Genomic DNA, 26027 nt, shown 5'->3' with positions numbered 1-26027 from the left:
AATGAAGTCGTTATTGAATGAACTACGACCTAAAATTTTCGAAATATTCAATCACCTACATGCCAATCCAGAAGTGAGTTGGAAAGAATATGAAACAACCTCTTATATCACAAAGATATTGGAGCAAAATGGACTACAAGTAACTCGTTTTAACGATCTACCTGGTGTAGTAGGTAAGTGGACTCCAGATCATAATGTAAGTCAGCTTACAGTAGGCTTAAGAGCTGATATGGATGCACTTTATCAGGAAGTGGATGGAATTTTTCGGGCTAATCATTCATGTGGACATGATGCTCATATGACGATTGTATTAGGGGTCATGCTATTATTAAAAAAAATAGATGCTGATATTCCTGGTACAGTAAAGTTTATTTTCCAACCAGCTGAAGAAGTTGGTGAAGGGGCTTTAAAGATGATCGAAAAACATGTAGTTGATGATGTCGATTTTCTTTATGGTCTGCATCTTAGACCTTCAGAGGAATTAAAGTTTGGTCAAGCCTCTTCAGGAATTATACACGGATCAAATGATGTAGTGATTGGAGAGATTCATGGATTTGATGGTCATGCTGCAAAACCACATCTTACTTTAAATGCTATCGAAGTTATTACAGCGATTGTTGAACAAATAAAAGGGATTCGACTTAACCCGCTTGTCTCTTATTCTGTTAAAATGACGCAAGTCTCTGCTGGAGGAGAAAGTTCAAACATTATACCAGGTTCTGCGAAATTTACTTTAGACTTGCGTGCCCAAACGAATGAAGCTATGGATGAATTAATTGATAAGGTTGACACAATTTTAAACAGAATGGCTAACTTCTTTGATTGTAAGATAAGTTTTGAACATAAAGAAAGAGTATATGCGGCAAGCATAAACCCAGAAGCAGAAGAATGTTTAGCAAATGCCATTCAGGATACACTTGGTTCTAAAGGGTTTAAAAAGCCAATTATTACGACTGGCGGCGAAGATTTCCACTTCTATACAAAGGAAAAACCGAATATTAAAGCTACCATGCTAGGTGTTGGCTGTGATTTAGAGCAGGGATTACATCATCCAAAAATGAAATTTAACCAAGAAGCACTTATTACAGCCATTGAGATTTTAACTAAAGCAGTGCTTGAAACCTTTTCAAAATATAGTAAATAAAAATATAAATTATACAGCTATTTTCAAAATGTTTATATGTCGTTTAAAAACTCTTTTCACTTCGGTGGATAGAGTTTTTTATCGTTTTAGTTGACGTGAATGGATTTAAAGGGAACAATACTAATATAGTTATGAATTTGCGGAGGAAAAAATAATGATCATAAATGAAAAAAGAAGAAAGGTTATTTTAGATTTAGCTGTTACATTAGATGGTTTTATTGAAGGTAAAAATGGTGAAATTGATTGGTGCATTATGGATTCAGATATGAAGTTTAATGAGTTTTTAGATCGGATTGATACGATTATTTATGGAAGAAAAAGCTATGATTTATGGGGGCAATTTACTCCTGGAGATGATGCGCCAATAATAGAAAAGGAATTATGGAAAGCGGTACATAGTAAAGAAAAATATGTTTTTTCTAGAACACAACAAGCTACGGATTCTAGAACAATCTTTATTAATAAGCATCTTGTAGAAGAAGTGAATAAATTAAAATGTTTGCCTGGTAAAGATATTTGGTTATATGGCGGGGCGAATCTGATTACAAGTTTTATTCAACATGGACTCGTTGATGAATTTCGTTTATCGATTCATCCAGTCGTTTTAGGTGAAGGAAAACCGTTATTTGTTGATATACAAAACAGATTGAACTTGAAATTGGTAAAATCAAATACATTTTCTTCAGGTGTTGTTCAACTAATTTATCATCTGAAATAATAGAAAGGATTTTATGAGTACGATCCCCTGAATTTCTTCATACTAAGGATGAGGTGGGGATATTGACAATTGTACGCTTAGGCTATGTTGCAATGAGTATGGAACTAAAGAATGCGTCACCCTCTAAAACGATGACCTATGCACAATTTCAAAAAATCGGTGACCGCGAAGCAGCAATCCGTAAATTAGAACGAATTTCTCTAGCTAATTTAGAAAATACCCATAGATTGCTAAAGCATAATGCCTCAAAGGATATTCATTTTTACCGTTTAACATCACGTATAATTCCTTTAGCGAATCATGAAGATCTTCCGGATTGGAATTACATAAAGCCACTAAAAGTGAAGTTACGTGAACTTGGGCAATTTGTAGAAAATCAAAAGATGCGAATTGATTTTCATCCTGATCATTTTGTTGTTCTTAATTCAAATAAAGAGAAAGTTTTATTCAATTCATTAAAAACGTTAAGAATGCACTACCTACTACTAAAAGGAATGAAAATTGATCCAATGCATCGTTGTGTGTTACATGTCGGAGGGAATTATCAAGAAACTAATCAATCATTGGAGCGGTTTGTTGATAATTGGATGGAAGTTCCGAGGGCTCTACAGAAAATGATTATGCTTGAAAATGATGATACATCTTTTACAATGGATGATACGTTATATTTATGTGAAAAGTTAGGAATTCCTTTTGTATTTGATTACCACCATCATCTTGCTCACCACCAGAATGAAAATTGGATGGAAAATTGGGAGCGTGTGATAGGGACGTGGAAGGACTCACCGTTACCAATTAAAATGCATATTTCCAGTCCAAAAAGTAAAGAACAGTTTCGATATCATTCAGATTATGTGGATCTAGAGATGTTTTTTAACTTTTTAAAAGAAATTAAAGGAACGGTTTCTGAAATTCACTGTATGATTGAGGCTAAAATGAAGGATGAAGCACTTTTTACGCTAATGAAGCAAATTGAAAAAAGAAATGATATCGAAATATTGGACGGTTCATCGTTTTATCTAAAATAATCATGGTTCACTCTATTTTAGGACATTCTAAAATAAAGGAGTGATTATGATGGGCCGAAGAAACCGCAATAAAATATTAGTTCCTGAAGCAAGACAAGGATTAGACCAATTGAAAGCAAAAGTTGCAGGGACTACGAATCCAGATCAAGCAAAATATGAAATAGCTGAAGAAATCGGTGTGCCTTTAAAAGAAGGATATAACGGAAAACTAACCTCAGAAGAAGCGGGCAAAGTTGGTGGACGTTTAGGTGGTAATATGGTGAAAGAGCTAGTTAAGATGGCGCAAGAAAACTTAAAGAATAAGCAATAGTTAGATTGCTGACCGAATTTGATGATTGTTTGAAAATGAGTTTACTGTTTATTGTATCTATCTTTCTGATAATTGCTTGCAATCATAAATAGTACCGGATCATTATGTCGGACATACACTAGACGTAGAAAGTGAGAGTGTAAAATTGAATATAAATTAAAGGTAAACGAGTAGCAAAGGAATGTATGCTACTCGTTATTGATTACTTTTGTATTTTAAAAGGATTTTTCCACTCCATTAACACGCCATAATTTCGAGATTCCTCGTCTTCTAAGTAATCTTCAACAACTGCGAGTGGTAATCTTCCACAGCGCAATAAAAAGGAAATGACTGAATCATGCAATTCTCCCTTTACTACTTTTTGTACATATTCATTTGCTGTCATTTTTCCTGCGTGTTTATGATATCCAGGCATGCGTCCACCACCGAGCAACCGTTCTAGTCCTTTATCGATTACCACATGATACATTGCTTGCATCATGATCTTGCCGAGTCCAAGTGAACGATATCTTGGGCGTACACTAATATCGACAATATAGAGGGTATTGCCGTTTGGATCATGGTTTGTGATATATCCATTATCGGTTGCTTCAGCCCAAGTATGATTTGGGTTTGTGGGATCGAATTGTACGCACAGCCCCGTTAAGGAACTAACCACTTTGCCTTCTAATTCTATACACAATGCTCCTTCTGGAAAGAGCGTAACATGGTTTAATAATTGTTTCTTATTCCACCATAACTCTTGCGGGAATGGGGGAGGGAAACATTCTGATTGTATTTCAATTAAGTCATCGAAATCAGCTTTACTGTAGTTACGAATCACAATATGAACAGGTTTGCCTTGATTAAACAACAATTGTTCACTGTGGTACAAGGTAAAACTCCCTTCGGATGAATTATTCCCAATCAGTATATAAATCTACTCTTCTATCACGCCATGTAGTAACAGATCCCTTTTCTCGTACTTCATATAAAAGTTCTAAATCAAGGTCCGCGGTAACAAGCATATCATTATTAATTTCACCTTCAGCTAATAATCCTTTAGGTGGGAATGGAACATCGTTTGGTGTGATAATTGCTGCTTGCCCAAAGTTTGCACGCATAAAGTCAACAGTTGGTAATGCACCAACAGTTCCGGTAAGTACTACATAGACTTGGTTTTCGATTGCGCGGGCGTGACTCGTATAGCGTACACGGTGGAAACCATGACGGTCGTCAGTACAAGATGGACAGAAGATAACATCTGCACCGCGCGCTTTTGCCATGCGAACGATTTCAGGGAATTCAATATCGTAACAAGTAAGAATCGCAATTTTTCCTTTTTCTGTTTCAAAAATGTTTAGTCCTTCACCACGAGACATATTCCACTCATTCACTTCTGTTGGGGTAATGTGGATTTTATCTTGTGTTCCAATTTTGCCATTTGGATAAAATAGATGGGCTCTATTTCGTAATTTGCCCTGCACTTCAACTACATGAGTGCCCGCAATAATATGAACATTATATTTCTTTGCTAAAGTAATAAATAAATTATGATATTGTTCTGTAAAGGAAGGTAAGTCATTAATTGTTAATGTTTCTCCATTATCTCCTTTAATTGAAAGCAATTGAGTCGTAAAAAACTCAGGGTATAAAATAAATTCTGAATCAAATTCTAAAGCAGCTTTTAAGTAATGTTCGCATTGCAGAGCAAAATCCTCAAAAGATTCAATGGTATGTAAATGATATTGAATAGCTGAAACTCGTAATTTCATAGCAAAAATCCCCCTAATTTTAGTATTTTCTTTATAGTAGCATACACGACTTTGGTGAGAGAAAACAAAGGCTTCATGAAAGTAATTCTCAATTATCTATTGAGAAATAAATTTAATAAGAGTAGTATTTCTAACAGATAGAAAGAACATGAGGTGCAATGAATGAAGGCTGCGTGGAAGCTTAGAAAATACTTAAATCCATACATTTTCTTTGCCATACTTGCTCCATCAATGATGATTCTTGAGGTAGTAATGGATTTAGTTCAACCGACAATATTACAAAAAATCATCGACAATGGAATTGCAAATGGTGATGAAAAGTACATCATTAGCATGTTTGTATTAATGATTTTAGCTGCATTTATGGCGTTAATAGGTGGAGTTGGTTGCTCTATTTATGCGACAAAAACGGCTGTTAACTTTGCTACTGACATTCGACAAGACTTGTATGAGACAATAACTCATTTCTCGGAGCGCAATAAAGATCATTTTACACTAGGAAAATTAATTACTAATTTAACAATGGACGTAGAAACTTTACAACGTGCAGTTATTATGATGCTTAAAGTTTTCGTTCGAGGTCCATTAATGTTTATTGGGGCCATTATTTTTGTTTACATAACAGCCCGAGAATTGTTTTCTGTACTTTTATATGTAGTACCGTTACTTGCTATTAGTGTGATTGTGTTAACACAATTAACGGGGAAATTCTTCAGAAAAGTACAACTTGCCGTAGACGTAATGAATACAAAAGTACAGGAAAATTTAGCTGGTATCCGAGTGATTAAGGCATTCAATCGAAAAAACCACCAGGTAAAGCAATTTCTTGAAGTGAACGGCCTATTAACAAAGCGCAATATTACAGCAGAACAAGTAGTAGCAGTACTTATGCCATTAACCGCCTTAATTGTGAATATGGGTTTAGTTTATGCACTTTGGATTGGGGCAATTAAAGTTGACAATAACACGATGGATGTCGGCGTTATTTTAGCCTTCATCAATTATCTAATGATGATTATGAATGGTTTAATGAGTTCAAGTAATGTCTTAATACAAATTGCACGTGCAATTCCAAGTGCAGAACGAATTGTTACGGTCTTAGAAGAACCAAATGAAATTTTAAATCCAGATAATTCGATAAAAACAAGCATTCGAGGAGAAGTACAATTTATAGATGTGAGTTTCTCATATACGAAACAAGGGGAACCAGTATTGAAAAATATCTCATTTCACGCAAAAGCTGGTGAAACAATTGGGATTATTGGAATGACGGGTAGTGGGAAATCAACCATCATGAAATTGCTTCCTCGGATTTTTGATGTGGATGCAGGAGAAATTTTAGTTGATAACCAATCAATTAAACATATTGATTTGCGAAATTTAAGACAATCCATTGGTTATGCACCACAAAAAGCTGCTTTATTCTCTATGTCAATTGAAGAAAACTTAAAGTATGGAAAATCAGATGCGAGTTTGAATGAAATCATCGAGGCACTTGAAGCTTCATGTGCTGCGGAATTTGTAGAGAAATTACCTGATAAAGAGCAACATGTGTTAACGCAAGGAGCAACAAATTTATCAGGTGGTCAAAAGCAACGATTAGCCATGGCGAGAGCTTTTGTTAGAAAGCCATCCATTTTAATTTTAGATGATACCACTTCAGCAGTAGATGCGATTTCTGAAAAGAAAATTCAACAAGCAATTGCAACAAATTTTCCGAATAGTACAAAGTTTATCATTTCATCAAAAGTATCATCTATTAAAGATGCCGATCAAATCCTTGTCATTGATGATGGGTATTTAATTGCATCTGGAACACACCAACAATTACTTAAAACTTCCGAACACTATAAAGAAATGGTTGAAACGCAAATGGAGAAAGGAGGAGTACTCAATGAGTAATGAAGCAAAGTCTGCAAGAACAGGCTTAGAACGTGGACATGGTTTTAGCGGCCCTGTTGTAAAACCGAAAAATCAAAAAGCAACGTTAAGTCGCATTTGGAGTTACCTCCGAATGCAACGAACAGGCATCATATTTGCGACATTATTTGTTATAGTCTCTTCCGTTCTCAACTTGTTAGGTCCATTGTTTATAGGGGTTATTATTGATGAATATATCATTCCGGGGGATTTATCCGGTACAGTAAGGATGCTTATCATACTTGCGGCTATTTATTTAGGGTCGTCCCTCTTTTCATGGTTACAGACATTTGTGATGGTGCGTGTTTCATTAAAAACGATTCAACGACTACGAAAAGAGCTTTTTGAGAAAATTCATATACTTCCTCTTTTTGTTTTTGATAAACGTCAACAAGGGGATTTAATGAGCCGTATGACAAACGATGTTGATAATTTACATTTAGCGCTTTCTCAAAGTGTCATTCAAATTGTGACATCCCTTTTTACAATTATCGGGACTGCTATTGCGATGTTTTATTTAAATTGGATATTGGCTATTGTGTCACTTATCATCATCCCTCTTGTTGTTTATGCAACGAAAAAAATTATTAAAAGAAGTAGCGTGAACTACAAAGCAAGACAACGTGATCTAGGTGAGTTAAACGGATATATAGAGGAAACCATTTCAAATGCCAACATCATTACGTTATTCGGTAAAGAAGAGGAGACAATTGCGAAATTTAAAGAAACCAATGAACGATTGCGCACTTCTGCTTTAAAGGCAGAGATGGTTTCAGGTTACTTACCTCCCATCAATAACTTTATGAATAATATAGGTATTGGGTTCATTATTGGGAGTGGGGCATTGTTATCTGTAAACGGTCTAGTAACGGTAGGCGTTATCGCTTCATTTGTCACCTATTCAAGACAATTTTTCCGCCCAATTAACCAGTTGGCTAACTTGCTTAATACATTCCAATCAGCCATCGCGGGTGCTGAACGTGTATTTGAAATATTAGATGAACAAGAAGAAGTAAAAGACGTACCGAATGCAATTGTAAAAGATCGATACGATGGTGATGTTGCATTTCGTTCGGTTGGTTTTTACTACAACGAAAATAAGCCAGTTCTGAAAGATATTTCATTCCATGCGAAAGCTGGGGAGACTGTTGCGCTAGTTGGGCCAACTGGTTCGGGTAAAACAACGATTATCCAATTACTAAACCGATTTTATGATGCAAAGCAAGGTGAAATACTAATTGATGGTGAAAATATCACATCTTATCAGTTAGAAAATTTACGAAATCATATCGGTGTTGTTTTACAAGACACCTATTTATTCTCAGGTACAGTACGTGAAAATATACGGTATGGAAAATTGAGTGCAACAGATGAGCAAGTAGAACAAGCGGCAAAAATTGCTTATGCCCATAATTTTATTAAATATTTACCTCAAGGATATGACACAATGTTAGTTTCAGGTGGGATGAATCTAAGTCAAGGTCAGCGTCAGTTAATTGCCATTGCGCGGGCGATCCTAGAAGACCCAGATATTTTAATATTAGATGAAGCGACATCTAGTGTAGATACAATGACGGAAGTACACATACAAAAAGGGCTTAATAACCTAATGAAAGGGCGAACTAGCTTTGTTATTGCCCATCGTCTAAAAACAATTGAAAACGCCGATCAAATTTTAGTCATTAAAGACGGTGAAATTCTTGAACAAGGTAATCATGGTAGTTTAATGAGCAAAAACGGATTTTATGCCAACCTTCAAAATCAATTGCATGTGGTATAAAATATTTGGAACTGTCCATTCTTAATTGAGTGGACAGTTTTATATTGTTCATAGTTTTATCCAATATAGGATATTAAGTTTAGTTTCATATATTTGTTTTTACATTACGCATACTAGTCCACTATTTTGCGTATAGTAGTGCAAAAGGTTGCTAAAGGCGGTGTAATAGTTTTGAAGCGATGGATCGCTCTAGGGGTTATTTTGTTATGTTGTTTACTTGTTGTTGTTTATGAGACAAGCGCTTCCGATCGAAGTTTCTTTTTACCTGAACCATTGGGTGGGGTAAAAATCGTGTTGGATGCTGGTCATGGTGGAATTGATGGTGGTGCTTCATCTGGTAATGTCATTGAAAAAGACGTTACTTTAGCGATTGCACAAAAAGTCGAACGTCAACTGAAACGTATGGGTGCAGAAGTTATCATGACACGTACTACGGATGGTGATGTATTAGAAGAGCATGCTCCAAGTGAAGAATTCGCTACATTAAGGGAAAGAAAAAAGGAAGACATTTTCTTGAGAGCAAATCTTGTGAAATCGAAAGAACCGGATATTTTTGTCACAATCCATGCGAATGCAATCCCTGAAGAGAAATGGCGTGGTGCGCAAGTTTTTTATCATAAAGATGGACATGCAAATAGTGAATTGTTAGCGAAATCAGTACAAGCTTCCATTAAAGATACATTGCAAAATACTAATCGTGAAGCGATGGCAATTAAGCAAATTTACCTTTTAAAGAAAACGGAAGTACCTGCTATTTTAGTTGAAACTGGATTTTTAAGTAATCCGGAAGAACGTGAGCTTTTATCAAGCAAAGACTATCAGGAAAAAATGGCAAAAGCCATTGTTGATGGAATTGAAAGCTATGTAAATTTAGAGTTTCAATAATTAAGTTTGAAATTATTCACATAATTTTTTATTTAACTTAACAACGACTATAGATTAATCCGATATTTTCGGAAAAATCTATGGTCTTATTTTTTGATGATTAGTTTTACATGTATATAGAATAATTACATGAGGTAATATGAAATTAGCGTTTAATAAGATAATATTTAAACTATATAGTAATGAAATCTTTCATTAAAGCATTCAATTACCACTGTGTTATACTAAAGTTGGAAGTAAATAATGGGGAGTGTTTCAAGTGATAAACGAACAAAAAGTCCGCGACGCTTTAAGTCAATTAGAAGATCCTTTTTTACATAGATCGTTTGCTGAAACGAATGCGATTACAAACGTATCCATTAAAGAAGAAAAAAATCACGTTAGTGTTAAAATAGCAATTGCTAAAACAAACACACCAGAACAAATGCAATTACAAATGAAAATCGTTGAATTGTTAAAAGAAGCTGGTGCCTCAACAGTAGGGATTCGCTTTGAAGAACTAGCACCAGAAGTTCTAGAAAGCTTCCGTGGCCAAGCTACAGAATCAGAAGTTCATGATTTACTATCTCCACTTTCAACAGTTCAATTTATAGCGATTGCTTCTGGTAAAGGTGGCGTTGGTAAATCAACAGTATCTGTCAATTTAGCAGTAGCACTTGCTCGCCTTGGTAAAAAAGTGGGCTTAATTGATGCTGATATTTATGGATTTAGTGTTCCGGATATGATGGGTATTCAAGATATGCCCGTCGTTAGAGGAGAAAGAATTTACCCTGTAGAACGTAAAGGGGTAAAAGTTATTTCGATGGGATTCTTTGTGGAAAATAACGCACCAATCGTTTGGCGTGGGCCAATGCTAGGTAAAGTGTTAGACCAATTCTTCCGTGATGTTGAATGGGGAGATATTGATTACCTATTGCTAGACTTACCTCCTGGAACAGGTGACGTTGCCCTTGATATTCATCAAATGTTACCATCTTCAAAAGAAGTTATTGTAACCACACCACACCCAACTGCTGCTTTTGTTGCTGCTCGCGCGGGTGCGATGGCACTACAAACAAATCACGATATTTTAGGTGTAGTTGAAAATATGTCTTGGTTTGAGTCTAAATTAACAGGGGAAAAAGAGTTTGTCTTCGGACAAGGAGGCGGCCCTAAACTTGCTGATGAATTAAGAACTGATTTATTAGGACAAGTTCCTCTAGGACAACCTGATTGGACAAATGAAGATTTTGCACCTTCGATTTATGAAGAAGACCATCCAACAGGTCAAATTTATTTAAGTATTGCACAAAAAGTAATCGATAAATTATCTTAATAAAAAAGAGGTGTTTCCCTACAGTTGGGACACCTCTTTTCTTTAGGTATGGGAGGTTGAAAGCAATGTAATAGGGTTCATTTACGAACCACCACCGCCTTCTTCTTTACCGCCACCGCCTTCTTTACCACCACTGCCACCTTCTTTACCGCCACCTTCTCCACCACCGGAAGTTTCTCCGCTCTTTTTAATAATTTCTATCCATTGTGTTTGTAAAAGTGGGTCTTGGAGAGTTTCCATAACGACTTCTTCCATTTGTTTTCGTAATGTAGCGCCTTTTAAGATGGATTCAAGCTCCTTTTGCATATCTGCTTGTCCGAAAAACTTGACTAAATCTTCTTGATAGGAAGCATTTTTTATAAGATCCTTCATAATATCGGTTTGTTGTTCTTTCAAACTTTTTGCCATAGCTTCTTTGAATTTTGGATCTTCATATGTTTTCTTCCAAAAATCTTCTGCATCTTTTGAAAGTAATGTAGTATTGATGGCAGTTTCTATTTGATCATGTTCCAGAATAATTAGTTCTCGGAAACTTGGATCTTCTAATAGTTGACGAATGGCTTTTTTGCCGTCTTCTGTTTGAACAGCGTCAATTACCATCTTTTTAACCTCATCATATGAAAGGTTGTTATTTGTATTTTCGGAACAGCTAGCAAGCAGTAGTACGACAAACAAAAGGGAGAATATACGGTTTAGCACAAGTATCAGTCCTTTCTTAAAGACTCTCTTTCATTTATTGTTCACATTCTTGCGTATAATATGTATGCATTTATGACTTCAATAGCTTTTTTACAATTGCATTGATAAAATATAAAGGTATATTGTGAAAAGATGGAGGACGTTTTGTCGTGACAATACGAAATTGGGTTAAGTTTTTCTTTATGTGTTTAGTTGTTGGCGGTGGTGTTACAGCGATTGCAGGAATCATCATACGTTGGAACTTCTTCCAACCCTATCTAGCGGAGGGGCAAATTGGTGAATTTTTAGCTGCCTTTGTGTGGATGATAGTACTAGGATTTACTATGAGCGTTATCGCACAAGCTGGCTTTTTTGCGTATTTAACATTACATCAAGTGGGCATTGGTATTTTTAAAACGTTAACGCTTTGGAACTGGGTACAAGTTCTACTAATGATTATTGTTATTTTTGATTTAGTCGTGTTCCGTTTTGCGCCAAGTGCTGATAATTTCGGCGATTGGGTCTTTTATATCGGCCTTTTAATTTTTTTAATTTTTGGTGCGTTAGCTACAGCCATGAAGAAAGTGCAGTTAACTGGAAAAAAACATGTATTAATTTCTTCTATGTTCTTCATGATTGTAATTACCTCATTAGAATGGATTATTGCTTTAATGGGGCGCCAAGAAAATATTGATACATATGTTGCATTATTATTGTTCCCATTAATTGCGGTAAATGCCTACCAATTATTAGCTTTACCGAAATATAATCAAAAATCAGATGAAGATCGAAAAAAATTAGAACAACGTCGAAAAGCTCGAACACTTGCAAGCGAAGGTAAGTAAAGGAAAATTTCAAACGCATAAAATAAAACTCCACAATAAAAAAGGCTATTACCAATTGGTAGTAGCCCTTTGTTTTTATGGCATCTTTTTTGTTTTAATCGAATAACCAAAGACATTTTCTTCAATAGAAATAAACTTTTCCCTTTCAAGTAACTTTGAAATATCCTCAAATGTAAAAGTAGATTTTTCATGAATTGGGAAAGAGACGATTGCGCCGTTCGTTGTTTTATAATTTTTAGTATAAATAACAGAAGGGGACAATAAGTTCACCTCTTCTTTAAACACCGTTTGCATTAGTTTAGGGTTAAATTCATAATCCGAAGTCATATACCATAAAGGCTTGTTTTCAAAATGTTTCTGATAAATTGCCAAATCTTTATTAAATTTATTAATTGTATCATTATCCTCATCTACAGCCCCTTTTCCGCCTAAAAGTCCAGTTGGGATATTTCGATTTTTTATGATTTCAACAAGTTTAGGAGAACGATCAATCCAAGCTGCATCTAACATTAATAATGGATATGGCTTGTTCACTGTTTGTAACCATTCTTCTAATCCTTCATGGGAGAAGGATATTTCCACAATAAGAGATTGTCCATAATGACCTTTAGAGATAACAATAGGATCTTCCGTCATCCGGAATACAGAGACTAATGATTCTTTTTGTGGAAAAACAACAAACAATGTTACTAATAACATTACTGTTATAGTTAGCAACAATTTACGAAACATGTATCTTCTCCTTTTTTACTAAGTTTCATATATAAAATAGTGCTTCATAAAAACCTTATGAATTTATATTGACTTTCATGATTTTTTTATTGTATTATATTTAAGTTGTTATTTATTCTATTGATTTTTTATATATAGTACTTCTTTAAATTAATGAAGTTGTTTTTTGAAAAAATATAAAAAATGTTGTTGACAACAAATGATGCAATGGCTATACTAATAAAAGTTGCTTTCGACTGAAAGTAATGTTGATTGATGAACTTTGAAAACTGAACAACAAAACGTTAATGAATATAGTTTCTCATTAAATTGAGAAATGAAATTTTGGACATCAATTTTGATGCCAGCAATTTTTTGAGCTTTATCAAATTCTTTTATGGAGAGTTTGATCCTGGCTCAGGACGAACGCTGGCGGCGTGCCTAATACATGCAAGTCGAGCGGACCTTTAGAAGCTTGCTTCTGAAGGTTAGCGGCGGACGGGTGAGTAACACGTGGGCAACCTGCCCTATAGTTGGGGATAACTCCGGGAAACCGGGGCTAATACCGAATAATTCATTTCATCACATGTTGAAATGATGAAAGATGGTTCTGCTATCGCTATAGGATGGGCCCGCGGCGCATTAGCTAGTTGGTGAGGTAACGGCTCACCAAGGCGACGATGCGTAGCCGACCTGAGAGGGTGATCGGCCACACTGGGACTGAGACACGGCCCAGACTCCTACGGGAGGCAGCAGTAGGGAATCTTCCACAATGGACGGAAGTCTGATGGAGCAACGCCGCGTGAGTGAAGAAGGTTTTCGGATCGTAAAACTCTGTTGTAAGGGAAGAACAAGTACAGTAGTAACTGGCTGTACCTTGACGGTACCTTATTAGAAAGCCACGGCTAACTACGTGCCAGCAGCCGCGGTAATACGTAGGTGGCAAGCGTTGTCCGGAATTATTGGGCGTAAAGCGCGCGCAGGCGGTCCTTTAAGTCTGATGTGAAAGCCCACGGCTCAACCGTGGAGGGTCATTGGAAACTGGAGGACTTGAGTGCAGAAGAGGAAAGTGGAATTCCAAGTGTAGCGGTGAAATGCGTAGAGATTTGGAGGAACACCAGTGGCGAAGGCGACTTTCTGGTCTGTAACTGACGCTGAGGCGCGAAAGCGTGGGGAGCAAACAGGATTAGATACCCTGGTAGTCCACGCCGTAAACGATGAGTGCTAAGTGTTAGGGGGTTTCCGCCCCTTAGTGCTGCAGCTAACGCATTAAGCACTCCGCCTGGGGAGTACGGTCGCAAGACTGAAACTCAAAGGAATTGACGGGGGCCCGCACAAGCGGTGGAGCATGTGGTTTAATTCGAAGCAACGCGAAGAACCTTACCAGGTCTTGACATCCCATTGACCGCTATGGAGACATAGCTTTCCCTTCGGGGACAGTGGTGACAGGTGGTGCATGGTTGTCGTCAGCTCGTGTCGTGAGATGTTGGGTTAAGTCCCGCAACGAGCGCAACCCTTGTTCTTAGTTGCCATCATTTAGTTGGGCACTCTAAGGAGACTGCCGGTGACAAACCGGAGGAAGGTGGGGATGACGTCAAATCATCATGCCCCTTATGACCTGGGCTACACACGTGCTACAATGGACGGTACAAACGGTTGCCAACCCGCGAGGGGGAGCTAATCCGATAAAACCGTTCTCAGTTCGGATTGTAGGCTGCAACTCGCCTACATGAAGCCGGAATCGCTAGTAATCGCGGATCAGCATGCCGCGGTGAATACGTTCCCGGGCCTTGTACACACCGCCCGTCACACCACGAGAGTTTGTAACACCCGAAGTCGGTGAGGTAACCTTTTGGAGCCAGCCGCCGAAGGTGGGACAGATGATTGGGGTGAAGTCGTAACAAGGTAGCCGTATCGGAAGGTGCGGCTGGATCACCTCCTTTCTAAGGATATTAACGGAATATAAGCCTAGGGCTTATACCATTAACGTTTTGTGTTCAGTTTTGAAGGTTCATTAGAAAAGCGGAAAACACCGCTTAGCTGAACCGGATACTGGAAGTCTTGAGTAGAAATGCTTGCATTTCGCACGAAAGACTGAAGTAGACGCGTCAGCTGGTGTTTGGAGCTAGACATTAATAGAACTTTCTTTATATTGTTCTTTGAAAACTGGATAAAACGACATTGATAGCAACAAACAAAATTCAAGCATTCAATATTTAGCTAACGCTAAATATGATTAGTCTCCGACGGTTGTCACAGATTTTGAGAGGAGTTAATTTTATAAAAATCTGCATAGCAGACATTTATAAAATTCAAAATCTAGACGGCAATTTTGTCGAGACAAAATTGATTGAGTGTAAGTTCTTAAAATCTTCTCTGTTTGAGAAGTGTAACTAACTTTTAGGTTAAGTTATTAAGGGCGCACGGTGAATGCCTTGGCACTAGGAGCCGATGAAGGACGGTACTAACACCGATATGCTTCGGGGAGCTGTAAGTAAGCTTTGATCCGGAGATTTCCGAATGGGGGAACCCACTGCTCGTAATGGAGCAGTATCTTGACGTGAATTCATAGCGTCATGATGGCACACCCAGGGAACTGAAACATCTAAGTACCTGGAGGAAGAGAAAGAAAATATTCGATTCCCTGAGTAGCGGCGAGCGAAACGGGAATAGCCCAAACCAAGAGGCTTGCCTCTTGGGGTTGTAGGACACTCTATATGGAGTTACAAAAGAATGGATTAGGCGAAGCGATTTGGAAAGATCCGCCATAGAAGGTAAAAGCCCTGTAATCGAAAGTCCATTCTCTCTTGAGTGTATCCTGAGTACGGCGGAACACGTGAAATTCCGTCGGAATCCGGGAGGACCATCTCCCAAGGCTAAATACTCCCTAGTGACCGATAGTGAACCAGTACCGTGAGGGAAAGGTGAAAAGCACCCCGGGAGGGGAGTGAAATAGAACCTGAAACCGTGTGCCTACAAGTAGTTAGAGCCCGTTAATGGGTGATAGCGTGCCTTTTGTAGAATGAACCGGCGAGTTACGATTACGTGCAAGGTTAAGTTGAGAAGACGGAGCCGCAGCGAAAGCGAGTCTGAATAGGGCGAAAGAGTACGTGGTCGTAGACCCGAAACCAGGTGATCTACCCATGTCCAGGGTGAAGGTGAGGTAACACTCACTGGAGGCCCGAACCCACGCACGTTGAAAAGTGCGGGGATGAGGTGTGGGTAGCGGAGAAATTCCAATCGAACTTGGAGATAGCTGGTTCTCTCCGAAATAGCTTTAGGGCTAGCCTCGTGATGAGAATACTGGAGGTAGAGCACTGTTTGGACTAGGGGGGCATCTCGCTTTACCGAATTCAGACAAACTCCGAATGCCAGATATTTATACACGGGAGTCAGACTGCGAGTGATAAGATCCGTAGTCAAAAGGGAAACAGCCCAGACCACCAGCTAAGGTCCCAAAGTAATCGTTAAGTGGAAAAGGATGTGGCGTTGCTTAGACAACCAGGATGTTGGCTTAGAAGCAGCCATCATTTAAAGAGTGCGTAATAGCTCACTGGTCGAGTGACGCTGCGCCGAAAATGTATCGGGGCTAAACGATTCACCGAAGCTGTGGATGTGCATCTAAGATGCACGTGGTAGGAGAGCGTTCTAAGGGCGTTGAAGTCAGACCGGAAGGACTGGTGGAGCGCTTAGAAGTGAGAATGCCGGTATGAGTAGCGAAAGATGGGTGAGAATCCCATCCACCGTATGACTAAGGTTTCCTGAGGAAGGCTCGTCCGCTCAGGGTTAGTCGGGACCTAAGTCGAGGCCGACAGGCGTAGACGATGGACAACAGGTTGATATTCCTGTACCACCTCCCCGCCGTTTGAGTAATGGGGGGACGCAGTAGGATAGGGTAAGCGTGCGATTGGTTGTGCACGCCCAAGCAGTAAGGCGTGGAAGTAGGCAAATCCGCTTCCTGTAACGTTGAGCTGTAATGGGGAGCTCTTTAAGAGCGAAGTACCTGATTTCACACTGCCAAGAAAAGCCTCTAGCGAGGCGGGAGGTGCCCGTACCGCAAACCGACACAGGTAGTCGAGGAGAGAATCCTAAGGTGTGCGAGAGAACTCTCGTTAAGGAACTCGGCAAAATGACCCCGTAACTTCGGGAGAAGGGGTGCTCTCGAAAGAGAGCCGCAGTGAATAGGCCCAGGCGACTGTTTAGCAAAAACACAGGTCTCTGCAAAACCGTAAGGTGACGTATAGGGGCTGACGCCTGCCCGGTGCTGGAAGGTTAAGAGGAGGGGTTAGCGTAAGCGAAGCTCTGAATTGAAGCCCCAGTAAACGGCGGCCGTAACTATAACGGTCCTAAGGTAGCGAAATTCCTTGTCGGGTAAGTTCCGACCCGCACGAAAGGCGTAACGATCTGGGCACTGTCTCAACGAGAGACTCGGTGAAATTATAGTACCTGTGAAGATGCAGGTTACCCGCGACAGGACGGAAAGACCCCGTGGAGCTTTACTGTAGCCTGATATTGAATTTTGGCACAACTTGTACAGGATAGGTAGGAGCCAGAGAACTCGGAGCGCCAGCTTCGAGGGAGGCGTCGGTGGGATACTACCCTGGTTGTGTTGAAATTCTAACCCGTACCCCTTATCGGGGTAGGAGACAGTGTCAGGTGGACAGTTTGACTGGGGCGGTCGCCTCCTAAAAGGTAACGGAGGCGCCCAAAGGTTCCCTCAGAATGGTTGGAAATCATTCGTAGAGTGTAAAGGCACAAGGGAGCTTGACTGCGAGACCTACAAGTCGAGCAGGGTCGAAAGACGGGCTTAGTGATCCGGTGGTTCCGCATGGAAGGGCCATCGCTCAACGGATAAAAGCTACCCCGGGGATAACAGGCTTATCTCCCCCAAGAGTCCACATCGACGGGGAGGTTTGGCACCTCGATGTCGGCTCATCGCATCCTGGGGCTGTAGTCGGTCCCAAGGGTTGGGCTGTTCGCCCATTAAAGCGGTACGCGAGCTGGGTTCAGAACGTCGTGAGACAGTTCGGTCCCTATCCGTCGTGGGCGTAGGAAATTTGAGAGGAGCTGTCCTTAGTACGAGAGGACCGGGATGGACATACCGCTGGTGTACCAGTTGTCTTGCCAAAGGCATCGCTGGGTAGCTATGTATGGACGGGATAAGTGCTGAAAGCATCTAAGCATGAAGCCCCCCTCAAGATGAGATTTCCCATTACGTAAGTAAGTAAGATCCCTCAAAGACGATGAGGTAGATAGGTTCGAGGTGGAAGTGTGGCGACACATGGAGCTGACGAATACTAATCGATCGAGGACTTAACCACTAACTTGAATGGTCGTTAGTCAATGTCTTTATCCAGTTTTGAGAGAACAAGCTCTCTACAATGAATAGGAACTTCGCCTAAGAGCGCAACATCCATGTTGCAACGGCGAAGCCAGTACATCCATGTACGAGTCTAGTGATGATGGCAAAGAGGTCACACCCGTTCCCATACCGAACACGGAAGTTAAGCTCTTTAGCGCCGATGGTAGTTGGGGGCTTCCCCCTGTGAGAGTAGGACATTGCTAGGCTCAAAAAGTCGTTGCTGATAAAATCAGTAGTGGCTTTTTTTATTTTTAATAGAATTTCCATCTCACTTTTTAAGAGAAAAAGTGTTTTAATATTACAAAAAATATTAGAAAAAGTGCTTGAAAAAAATATGAACCTGGATATAATAATAATTGTAGTTAATTTAATAGAAATTGTTATAAACGTTCCGAAGTAGCTCAGTGGTAGAGCAACCGGCTGTTAACCGGTTGGTCGTAGGTTCGAATCCTACCTTCGGAGCCATTTTTTTTGAGAAAATTATTATATATTATAAAATAGTAGTTGCGTATTGCTAACAAGTTTGCTATAATAGTTTTTGTCGTTAAGATAAATAAATAGTTTGGCCCGTTGGTCAAGTGGTTAAGACACCGCCCTTTCACGGCGGTAACACGAGTTCGAATCTCGTACGGGTCACCAATAATTACAATAACACTAATCTATATATCATGGAGGATTAGCTCAGCTGGGAGAGCACCTGCCTTACAAGCAGGGGGTCGGCGGTTCGAGCCCGTCATCCTCCACCATAGTGTTATTACGGAGGGGTAGCGAAGTGGCTAAACGCGGCGGACTGTAAATCCGCTCCTTCGGGTTCGGCGGTTCGAATCCGTCCCCCTCCACCATTTTATTGCTGGGGTATAGCCAAGCGGTAAGGCAACGGATTTTGATTCCGTCATGCCTAGGTTCGAATCCTAGTACCCCAGCCATTTTTATTTAAAATACATACATTATTAATTCAATCCTTTACTCAGTCGAGTAGGGGATTTTTTTTAGTTTAATTTTATATTTCATACCTTTTCCTCTTTAACGGTGAACTGTTGGAAAATTTATTACTTTATATATAAAATAGAGGACACAAGGAGGATGTTTACATGAAGAATAACAAGATTTCAATTATTGGGGTACCTTCAGATTATGGTCAACATCGACGTGGGGTAGATATGGGACCGAGTGCAATACGTTATGCAGGTGTTGTAGAAAGATTAGATCGAATTGGATATGAAGTACTTGATGAAGGCGATATTCTACTCAAACATGACAAAGTGAAAAAAGTACAAGATGAGCAACTGAAAAATTTAGATGAAGTAATTGAGGTTAGTTCACAACTATCAGATAAGATACAAGATGTTTTAGGTAAAGGGAGATTCCCCCTTATCCTAGGTGGGGATCATAGTATTGCAATTGGTACACTTACTGGTTTAGGAACAAAGTATAAAAACCTAGGTGTAATTTGGTACGATGCCCATGCAGATTTGAATACACCCGAAACTTCTCCATCAGGAAATATCCATGGTATGCCTTTAGCTGTTAGCTGTGGACTAGGAGATGAGCGACTTGTTAATATAGCTGGATATGCTCCGAAGATTAAACCTGAAAATATCATAATCATTGGCGCACGTTCGGTAGATCCAGGTGAGAAAGAGTTAATTAAAAAGCATGGTATAAAAGTTTACTCAATGCATGAAATCGATCGAATGGGTATGACAAAAGTAATTGAAGAATCTATCGAATATTTAAAGAAGCGAAATGTAGATGGAGTGCATTTATCATTAGACTTAGATGGCCTAGACCCATTATATACACCTGGAGTAGGTACACCTGTACCAGGGGGAATAACTTATCGTGAGAGCCACTTAGCAATGGAAATGTTAGAGGAATCCGGTTTTATCACATCAGCTGAATTTGTTGAAGTTAATCCTATATTAGATGAACGGAATAAAACAGCTGAGGTAGCTGTTGCTTTAATGGGTTCATTGTTTGGTGAGAAGTTAGTATAGTGTTTAAGGCTTAATTTTGAATTCTGGATAAAAATACTAAAAAAGCCTTTATTAGTAATGAAAAAATTTTGATATAATATTAAAAATAACGAAACTTTTACGAACTTGTTACGTAAATAGATAGTAAGCTGAGTAGGAGAGGAAACACAAATGGATGCGTTATTGAATAAAAGAATAAAGCAAGTGCTAAAAGGTGATCAAAACGCATTTACAGATGTAGTGACTCTCTACCAGCACAAGCTTTACCAATTATGCTATCGTATGCTAGGAAATAAACAGGAGGCTGAAGATATTGCACAAGAAGCCTTTGTTCGAGCATACATAAACTTACATTCATACGATCAAAAAAGGAAATTTTCAACATGGCTTTATCGGATTGCAACGAACCTTTGCATTGACCGAATTAGAAAAAAGAAACCAGATTATTATTTAGATGCCGAAGTTCCTGGTACAGATGGATTAGATATGTATTCGCATATTGCTGCAACCGACCAACTCCCGGAAGATGCAGTAGAGCAAATGGACCTTCAAGATCGGATTCAATATGAAATTAGCAGATTGCCTGATAAATATCGTTCAGTTATTGTATTAAAATATATAGAGGAATTATCTCTTCAAGAAATTAGTGAAATTCTAGATATGCCCCTGGGGACTGTAAAAACGAGAATTCATAGAGGTCGAGAAGCTCTAAGAAAGCAATTAAACAATCTATAGGAGGGAAGAATATGAGTACGTGTCCACAATACATTGTTGACTATATGCATGAATATTTAGATGGCGATATAAGTCGTGAACATGAACAACAGCTTAAGAAACATTTGCAAGATTGCTCAGATTGTCAACAACATATGCACCAGTTAAGTGACACGATTGCTTTTGTAAAGAGTGCAGCGCATATTACAGCACCTCCTAATTTTGAGGAACAAGTAATGAAGCGTCTGCCGAAACCAAAACAACGGTTAGGCGTGCAAAAATGGTTAAGAAGGCACCCAATCATTGTAGCAGCAGCAGTGTTCCTATTTTTTATGAGTGCTACCTTACTAAATAACTATCCAAATGATGAGTTCTCTGTGACAAAACAACCAAATTTAGTTGTTGATGGTCAAACAGTAATTGTACCTGAAGGGGAAGTTGTAAAAGGTGACATAGTCGTGAAAAATGGCGATCTTGTTATTGAAGGAGAAGTCGATGGAAATGTTACAGTTATTAATGGTCAATATATGGCCTCTACAGCGGTAGTAACTGGACAAATCGAAGAAATCGATGAAACATTCGAATGGTTATGGTATGAAATGAAAAGAATGGCGAATGATTTTATGGCACTGTTTGAATAAATAAAACATGTTAATAAAACTATAATAAGAAACAGATCTAAGTCTACTCAAAAGAGTGGACTTTTTTCTTGGAAAAGGCTATATTGTGCAAAATATGGTATACTATTTTTACATTAAAATGATATAAATTAAGGTGAATTTTAATGTAAATACTGTTCTTAAAAATTAATTTACTTAATTAAGGAACTTTACGTAATAACATGAAGTTGTATTAGATATAAATGAATTAGCTAGGAAAAAGTGGGGGATGCCACGTGCAAATGATTGAGCAGTTTACAGACTTAACACCTGTAAATGTTGTATTTAGCTTTTTAGATGTACTGCTTGTATGGTACGTAATATATAAATTATTAACCCTCATTAAAGGGACAAAGGCTGTTCAGTTATTAAAAGGTCTCTTTGTTATTATCTTTGCAAGATTTGCTACAGTAATCTTTGGTCTGGATACCCTCGGCTGGCTACTCCAAGAAGTAATCGATTGGGGATTTTTAGCCATCATCATCATCTTTACTCCTGAAATTAGGCGCGCTCTTGAACAATTAGGGCGTGGTAAAATATTTCAACGTTCAACTGGTCAATTAGAGGATGAACAAACAAGGTTAATCGAAGCGATGAAAAAAGCCGTAAGCTATATGGCAAAAAGACGAATTGGTGCATTAATATCTCTTGAAAAAGAAACAGGGTTGAATGAGTATATTGAAACAGGAATTAAGTTAAATGCAGAAATTACAAGCGAATTGTTGATTAATATCTTTATTCCAAATACTCCTCTACATGATGGAGCTGTAATTGTACAGAAAGATAAAATTTCCGCAGCTGCATGCTACTTACCTTTGTCAGAAAGTACGTTTATTTCTAAAGAACTAGGTACTCGACATAGGGCTGCTGTTGGATTAAGTGAGGTTACAGATGCTGTAACGATTGTTGTCTCTGAAGAAACCGGAGCAGTTAGTTTAACGAAGAATGGTAATCTTCACCGTAACTTAACAATTGATGAATTTGAGGCACAATTAAGAAAAATGTGGTTTGGCCCGGAACAAGATTCGGAAATTACCCCTAAGTGGAATTGGAGGGGGAAAAAGAATGGATAAACTCTTCGATAGTTATTGGGTATTAAGAATTACAGCATTAATATTAGCAATTTTGCTTTTCTTTTATGTAAAAGCACAGATGGATACTAGTGATCAAACGACTAGTACAAATTCGCAAATGGATATTATCACTGCTGTACCATTAGAAGTATATTATGATTCTGAAAACTTGATTGTTTCAGGTTTGCCAAAAACCGTAGATGTAACGGTTGAGGGACCAATGGCAATCGTTTTACAAACGAAATTAAAAAGGGATTTTAAAGTGTTTTTAGACTTAAATTCACTGCCAATTGGACGACATCGTGTTACATTGCAACACGAAAACTTCTCTGAAAAGCTAGAAGTGTCAATTGATCCTAAAGTTGTTGATATTGTCATAGAAGAAAAGGTGACGAAAGAACTGCGTATAGATCCTGAAATGAATAATGGTTTAATTGCAGAAGGATATGAATTAATTGGAATGACTCCCGAGCCATCCACCGTATTTGTAACTGGTGCAAAAAGCGTTATTGAAGATATTAGTTATGTGAAAGCAACAGTGACAGGAGAAAAAGGAATAAAAGCTTCTTTTGAACAAGAAGCCGCTGTGAAAGTTTTAGATAGCAATCTAAATAAACTTGATGTGACAATTGAACCAGCAACAGTTAATGTAATAGTCGATATTCGAGAATACAGCCGTGAAATTCCAATTACTCTAAAAGAAGTAGGTAAACCTCCAGAAGGCATTACCATAAACAGTTTGAGGCCAGATATAGAGAGGATAAAAGTCTATGGTCCAAAATCTATTATTGACTCATTATCTGAACTAGTCGTAGAATTTGACATATCAGAAATAGAGAGTTCAGGTAGTTACACTGTTGATGTAGTAGCGCCGAATGGAACCACAAAGCTTTCTACTAAGAAGATTAAAATAAATGCTGATGTAACGAAAACCAATAATGATACAGAAACGAACGAGCCTGTAGAGGAACCAGAAGAGGGAAACGTAGAAGAAACGGATTCAGAAAATCCAGCCATTGAAGATGAAATTACAACACAATAATTTTGAGTTGTTTAAGTAATCAAATTCGAAGCATGGATTGTCTAGCATTGAAGGAGAGAAAAGTATATGGGAAAATATTTCGGAACTGATGGCGTCCGTGGTGTCGCGAATTCAGAGTTGACCCCAGAGTTTGCATTTAAACTTGGACGTATCGGTGGATATGTGCTGACAAAACATACTAAAGAACGCCCAAAAGTGATAATTGGACGAGATACACGTATTTCAGGACATATGTTAGAAGGTGCACTTGTTGCAGGTTTACTTTCAATTGGTGTAGAAGTAATGCGACTAGGCATTATTAGCACACCGGGTGTAGCATATTTAACACGTGTCATGAATGCTGATGCAGGTGTTATGATTTCTGCATCACATAATCCTGTTGCTGATAACGGGATTAAGTTTTTCGGTCCAGATGGGTTTAAATTAACGGATGCACAGGAAGCAGAAATAGAAAATTTAATCGATGTGGAAGTGGATACATTGCCACGTCCAATTGGTGGAGAATTAGGTAGTGTGAGCGATTACTTCGAAGGTGGTCAAAAGTATCTATCTTATTTAAAACAAACAGTTGAAGAAGACTTCTTAGGTATTCATGTTGCTCTAGATTGTGCGCATGGTGCAACTTCTCAACTTGCTACACATCTATTCGCAGATTTAGAAGCAGATATTTCATCCATGGGTTCATCACCAGATGGCCTAAATATCAATGAGGGTGTAGGTTCAACACATCCTGAGAAGTTAGCAGCCTTTGTCTTAGAACGTGGCGCCGATGTTGGACTAGCCTTCGATGGTGATGGTGACCGTCTGATTGCTGTAGATGAAAAAGGACAAATTGTAGATGGTGATCAAATCATGTTCATCATCGGTAAATATTTAAATAGCAAAGGCCGATTAAAGAAAAATACGATTGTTTCTACAGTGATGAGTAATATCGGCTTTTATAAAGCACTAGAAGATAACGGAATGACAAGTGTGAAAACTGCAGTTGGAGACCGATATGTTGTAGAAGAGATGCGTGCCAACGATTATAATCTTGGTGGTGAACAATCTGGCCATATCGTATTCCTTGATTTTAATACAACAGGTGATGGCTTATTAACAGGAATCCAGTTAGTAAACATCATGAAAGCAACGGGTAAAAGATTATCTGAATTAGCTTCAGAAATGACGATTTTCCCACAAAAATTAGTCAACGTACGCGTAACAGATAAAAATGCTGTAACTCAAAATGAAAAAGTTGCAACAGCCATAAAAGAAGTAGAAGATGCTATGGGTAGCAATGGACGCGTTTTAGTACGTCCTTCAGGAACTGAACAACTTGTTCGTGTAATGGTTGAAGCAGCCACAGAAGAAGAATGTGAAAGCTATGTTAACCGTATTGCCAATGTTGTTCGTACAGAATTAGGAATAACTGAATAAAGACGTAAAGTCCAGCTACAAAATAAGTAGCTGGATTTTTTAATTCATCATGGCTCAAAGCGTTTATTTCCCATTCAAAAAGCACATAGTAATGTTGATAAATTGTTTTGAGGAGTGTTAAAAATGGCTAAAGTAGCAACATTAATTACAGACCTTTTTGAGGATATTGAATATATTAGTCCAAAAGAAGCGTTAGAAGAAGCTGGGCATGAAGTTATAACGATTGATAAAGAAGGGAATAAAGCAGTACGAGGAAAACAAGGTGAAGCACGAGTTGAAATAGATTATGGCATTGAGGATGTAAATCCAAGTGAGTTTGATGCACTATTTATTCCTGGAGGTTTCTCACCTGATTTATTACGTGATGATGATCGAGTCGTGGCATTTGCGAAAAAATTTATGAGTGACATGAAGCCTGTTTTTGCAATATGTCATGGACCACAACTATTAATTACGGCACGTTCTTTAGAAGGGCGAGATGTTACAGGTTATAAATCAATAAGAGTCGATTTAGAAAATGCAGGGGCAAACTTCCATGATCAAGAAGTATTTGTTTGCCAAAAACAACTTGTAACGAGTCGAACTCCAAAAGACCTTCCAGCATTTAACCGTGAAATTGTGAACTTATTGAAAGAAAAAGGACTGTAAAAATAGTAATCCACTAGGGTGTTGCACCCTAGTGGATATTTTTTTA

Annotated in this window: 20 protein-coding genes, 5 tRNA genes and 3 rRNA genes; 24 read left to right on the top strand and 4 right to left on the bottom strand. The window is 38.5% G+C overall.

Going from position 1 to position 26027, the window contains the following annotated elements; genetic code table 11:
* The first annotated feature begins 1 nt into the window (after position 1).
* The 4 genes from NKR20_RS17360 (at position 2) to NKR20_RS17345 (ending at position 3200) form a co-directional block, all read left to right on the top strand.
* Positions 2 to 1144, top strand: a complete 1143-nt coding sequence (locus tag NKR20_RS17360; protein ID WP_253427871.1) for a M20 peptidase aminoacylase family protein — start codon at positions 2 to 4, stop codon at positions 1142 to 1144.
* Between the two features lie 154 nt (positions 1145 to 1298).
* Entirely contained in the window at positions 1299 to 1862 is a 564-nt protein-coding gene (locus tag NKR20_RS17355; protein WP_253427869.1) for a dihydrofolate reductase family protein, read from the top strand.
* 62 nt (positions 1863 to 1924) lie between these two features.
* On the top strand, positions 1925 to 2890 hold the full coding sequence (gene uvsE, locus NKR20_RS17350) for a UV DNA damage repair endonuclease UvsE (protein ID WP_301285955.1): 966 nt from the start codon (positions 1925 to 1927) through the stop codon (positions 2888 to 2890).
* A gap of 49 nt (positions 2891 to 2939) precedes the next feature.
* Positions 2940 to 3200 (top strand): alpha/beta-type small acid-soluble spore protein, encoded by a 261-nt coding sequence (locus NKR20_RS17345; protein WP_253427867.1) that lies wholly within the window; start codon positions 2940 to 2942, stop codon positions 3198 to 3200.
* A 202-nt stretch (positions 3201 to 3402) separates the two neighbouring features.
* Here NKR20_RS17345 and NKR20_RS17340 read toward each other — a convergent pair whose 3' ends face one another.
* Together NKR20_RS17340 and NKR20_RS17335 are read right to left on the bottom strand one after the other, a co-directional pair.
* Positions 3403 to 4074, bottom strand: coding sequence for a GNAT family N-acetyltransferase (locus tag NKR20_RS17340; protein WP_253427865.1), 672 nt, complete (start codon positions 4072 to 4074; stop codon positions 3403 to 3405).
* 22 nt (positions 4075 to 4096) lie between these two features.
* A complete protein-coding gene (locus NKR20_RS17335; protein WP_121215839.1) occupies positions 4097 to 4954 on the bottom strand; it encodes a carbon-nitrogen hydrolase family protein in 858 nt (285 codons plus the stop codon).
* A 162-nt stretch (positions 4955 to 5116) separates the two neighbouring features.
* Between NKR20_RS17335 and NKR20_RS17330 the strand changes: the two genes are divergently transcribed.
* The 4 genes from NKR20_RS17330 (at position 5117) to NKR20_RS17315 (ending at position 10854) form a co-directional block, all read left to right on the top strand.
* Entirely contained in the window at positions 5117 to 6856 is a 1740-nt protein-coding gene (locus NKR20_RS17330; protein ID WP_253427863.1) for an ABC transporter ATP-binding protein, read from the top strand.
* A complete protein-coding gene (locus NKR20_RS17325) occupies positions 6849 to 8654 on the top strand; it encodes an ABC transporter ATP-binding protein (protein WP_253427862.1) in 1806 nt (601 codons plus the stop codon). Before NKR20_RS17330 ends, NKR20_RS17325 begins: the two co-directional genes overlap by 8 nt.
* A gap of 171 nt (positions 8655 to 8825) precedes the next feature.
* Positions 8826 to 9539: an N-acetylmuramoyl-L-alanine amidase CwlD gene (gene cwlD / locus NKR20_RS17320; RefSeq protein ID WP_121215842.1), complete on the top strand. Its 714-nt coding sequence runs from the start codon at positions 8826 to 8828 to the stop codon at positions 9537 to 9539.
* A 259-nt stretch (positions 9540 to 9798) separates the two neighbouring features.
* On the top strand, positions 9799 to 10854 hold the full coding sequence (locus NKR20_RS17315) for an Mrp/NBP35 family ATP-binding protein (protein WP_121215843.1): 1056 nt from the start codon (positions 9799 to 9801) through the stop codon (positions 10852 to 10854).
* A gap of 81 nt (positions 10855 to 10935) precedes the next feature.
* Here the strand turns inward: NKR20_RS17315 and gerD are convergent, their stop codons facing one another.
* Positions 10936 to 11553 carry a spore germination lipoprotein GerD gene (gene gerD / locus NKR20_RS17310; RefSeq protein WP_253427860.1) on the bottom strand — a complete coding sequence of 206 codons (618 nt, stop codon included), beginning with the start codon at positions 11551 to 11553 and terminating at the stop codon, positions 10936 to 10938.
* 149 nt (positions 11554 to 11702) lie between these two features.
* Here gerD and NKR20_RS17305 point away from each other — a divergent pair, with 149 nt between their 5' ends.
* Positions 11703 to 12377, top strand: coding sequence for a KinB-signaling pathway activation protein (locus tag NKR20_RS17305; RefSeq protein WP_121216036.1), 675 nt, complete (start codon positions 11703 to 11705; stop codon positions 12375 to 12377).
* Positions 12378 to 12452: 75 nt separating this feature from the next.
* Here NKR20_RS17305 and NKR20_RS17300 read toward each other — a convergent pair whose 3' ends face one another.
* Positions 12453 to 13109, bottom strand: coding sequence for a hypothetical protein (locus tag NKR20_RS17300; RefSeq protein ID WP_121216035.1), 657 nt, complete (start codon positions 13107 to 13109; stop codon positions 12453 to 12455).
* 373 nt (positions 13110 to 13482) lie between these two features.
* On the opposite strand from NKR20_RS17300, the gene NKR20_RS17295 reads away from it, so the two are divergent.
* From NKR20_RS17295 to NKR20_RS17225, 15 genes are all read left to right on the top strand, one after another.
* Positions 13483 to 15031: ribosomal RNA gene (locus NKR20_RS17295) — 16S ribosomal RNA — on the top strand.
* A 460-nt stretch (positions 15032 to 15491) separates the two neighbouring features.
* A 23S ribosomal RNA gene (locus NKR20_RS17290) occupies positions 15492 to 18409 on the top strand.
* Positions 18410 to 18540: 131 nt separating this feature from the next.
* A 5S ribosomal RNA gene (gene rrf, locus NKR20_RS17285) occupies positions 18541 to 18656 on the top strand.
* Together the 16S, 23S and 5S rRNA genes with 5 tRNA genes alongside form the textbook arrangement of a ribosomal RNA operon.
* A 184-nt stretch (positions 18657 to 18840) precedes the next feature.
* Positions 18841 to 18915 (top strand) — tRNA-Asn (locus NKR20_RS17280).
* Positions 18916 to 19014: 99 nt separating this feature from the next.
* Positions 19015 to 19089 (top strand) — tRNA-Glu (locus NKR20_RS17275).
* A 31-nt stretch (positions 19090 to 19120) separates the two neighbouring features.
* Positions 19121 to 19196: transfer RNA gene (locus NKR20_RS17270), tRNA-Val, on the top strand.
* Between the two features lie 12 nt (positions 19197 to 19208).
* Positions 19209 to 19292 (top strand) — tRNA-Tyr (locus NKR20_RS17265).
* Positions 19293 to 19301: 9 nt separating this feature from the next.
* A tRNA-Gln gene (locus tag NKR20_RS17260) sits at positions 19302 to 19376 on the top strand.
* Positions 19377 to 19541: 165 nt separating this feature from the next.
* Positions 19542 to 20447 carry an arginase gene (gene rocF, locus NKR20_RS17255; protein WP_121215622.1) on the top strand — a complete coding sequence of 302 codons (906 nt, stop codon included), beginning with the start codon at positions 19542 to 19544 and terminating at the stop codon, positions 20445 to 20447.
* A gap of 150 nt (positions 20448 to 20597) precedes the next feature.
* Positions 20598 to 21161 carry an RNA polymerase sigma factor SigW gene (gene sigW / locus NKR20_RS17250; RefSeq protein ID WP_121215621.1) on the top strand — a complete coding sequence of 188 codons (564 nt, stop codon included), beginning with the start codon at positions 20598 to 20600 and terminating at the stop codon, positions 21159 to 21161.
* Positions 21162 to 21172: 11 nt separating this feature from the next.
* Complete coding sequence (locus NKR20_RS17245) at positions 21173 to 21781, top strand: anti-sigma factor family protein (RefSeq protein ID WP_121215620.1); 609 nt, start codon at positions 21173 to 21175, stop codon at positions 21779 to 21781.
* A gap of 254 nt (positions 21782 to 22035) precedes the next feature.
* A complete protein-coding gene (cdaA, locus tag NKR20_RS17240) occupies positions 22036 to 22872 on the top strand; it encodes a diadenylate cyclase CdaA (RefSeq protein WP_366519762.1) in 837 nt (278 codons plus the stop codon).
* Positions 22865 to 23914 carry a CdaR family protein gene (locus NKR20_RS17235; RefSeq protein WP_253427850.1) on the top strand — a complete coding sequence of 350 codons (1050 nt, stop codon included), beginning with the start codon at positions 22865 to 22867 and terminating at the stop codon, positions 23912 to 23914. Before cdaA ends, NKR20_RS17235 begins: the two co-directional genes overlap by 8 nt.
* Before the next feature lie 66 nt (positions 23915 to 23980).
* Positions 23981 to 25333 (top strand): phosphoglucosamine mutase, encoded by a 1353-nt coding sequence (gene glmM / locus NKR20_RS17230; RefSeq protein WP_253427842.1) that lies wholly within the window; start codon positions 23981 to 23983, stop codon positions 25331 to 25333.
* A gap of 123 nt (positions 25334 to 25456) precedes the next feature.
* Entirely contained in the window at positions 25457 to 25981 is a 525-nt protein-coding gene (locus NKR20_RS17225; RefSeq protein ID WP_121215616.1) for a type 1 glutamine amidotransferase domain-containing protein, read from the top strand.
* Positions 25982 to 26027 lie beyond the last annotated feature (46 nt).

Source organism: Ureibacillus endophyticus (genome assembly GCF_024159215.1).
GTDB classification, from domain to species: domain Bacteria; phylum Bacillota; class Bacilli; order Bacillales_A; family Planococcaceae; genus Ureibacillus; species Ureibacillus endophyticus.
Note: the sequence above shows the minus strand (reverse complement) of the source record. Positions and strands in the feature narration are given on the sequence as shown.